The sequence below is a fragment of the Paenibacillus forsythiae T98 genome (assembly GCF_000520735.1).
Classification (GTDB): Bacteria; Bacillota; Bacilli; order Paenibacillales; family Paenibacillaceae; genus Paenibacillus_AQ; species Paenibacillus_AQ forsythiae.
In genome coordinates, this window is sequence record NZ_ASSC01000041.1 from 1 (window position 1) to 1,330 (window position 1,330).

Sequence of the window (1,330 nt, forward strand, 5' to 3'; positions counted from 1 at the left end):
GAGCCGATGGCGGCGGCAAACAGATGCGCAATGGAGCCGACAAGCGAAATGCCGGAGAAGCCGGAGCCGTCGAGTCCGGTAATGGCGCCGGTAAGAGTCAGCGTAATCGCGCCGACGATGCCGTTAAGCGGCACAGCGTTTGCCAGCGCCACGCCAAGGTCGTTCACGATGCCATGCGAGGCTTCGGGGAGGACTTGGCCGAACAGCTCGGTGAACGCCGAATCGCCTAAATAGAAGAAGGCCGCAATCGGGATGACGGGGCCGAACACCTTGAAGCCGAAGACGAAGCCGTCGATGAGGTAGGAGGTGATCTGCTCAAGCCCCTGGTTGCGGTGCGCAAGCAAGGTTACGACGATTAAAATGAGGACCGCAGTGCCGCCGATCAGAGCGGTCGCGTCGCCGCCTTGAAGATGCAGGAGGAACATCGCCGCTACATCGGCGAGGAACAGCAGCGGAATGAGGAGGGCCAACGTTTTTTTCGTTCGGGGATGAAGAACGGCCATCTGAGGAGGAGAAGGAGACTCCTCGAATACGCCCGCTGTCCGCGCCTTGGAGACGAGGCCGTCTCTCCAGGCCCCTTTCTTCTGATCCCTGCGCATCATCCAGAAGGCAGCGGCGGTCGTTACGATCCCCATGACCGCGACGAGCGGAACGCTCGCCTCCATCACGCCAGCGACCGGTAAGCCCGCAGCGTCCGCCGTCAGCTTGGGCGCCCCCTGAATAATGTAGTCGCCGGAGAGGGCGATGCCGTGACCGAACAGATTCATAGCCACTGCGGCTCCAAGCGCGGGCAGACCGACCCGCAGCGCCACCGGAAGCAGGACCGCACCAACCAGAGCGACCGCTGGCGAGGGCCAGAAAAAGAGGGAGGCAATCATCATAATAATGCCAATTCCCCAATAGGCCATTGCCGGTGTGCGGAGAAGCCGGGTGAGCGGCGATACCATCGTCTCGTTGATGCCGGTAATCATCAGCACCCGGCTCATAGCCACAATAATGGAAATGATCATAATCGTTCCCATCAGTTCTTTCGTTGCGTAGACAAAGGAGTTGAACACGCCGGATATCGAGCCGACGAGCGTCTCTGTCGCCAGGAGTCCCAGGACAAAAATGCCGGTTACACAAATCATCGTTGTATCGCGCCGCTTGATAAGCAGCGCCATAATGAACACAATGAACGCCAGATACACGTAATGGATTGCCGTTAGCTGGATTCCCATAGCGGGAAGCGCCCCCTCATAGCCGACTGATTCTATAAGGTATGCGTACGCCCACTATGCGGTTCATGCCCTCTGCCGGAATACCCCCTTTTATTGCGGTGTCTCGCCAA

General features: G+C 58.9%; 1 protein-coding gene. It reads right to left on the reverse strand.

Going from position 1 to position 1,330, the window contains the following annotated elements; genetic code table 11:
* A partial coding sequence (locus L692_RS0101715; RefSeq protein ID WP_025696631.1) for a hypothetical protein occupies positions 1-1,220 on the reverse strand: 1,220 nt, incomplete at its 3' end.
* Positions 1,221-1,330 lie beyond the last annotated feature (110 nt).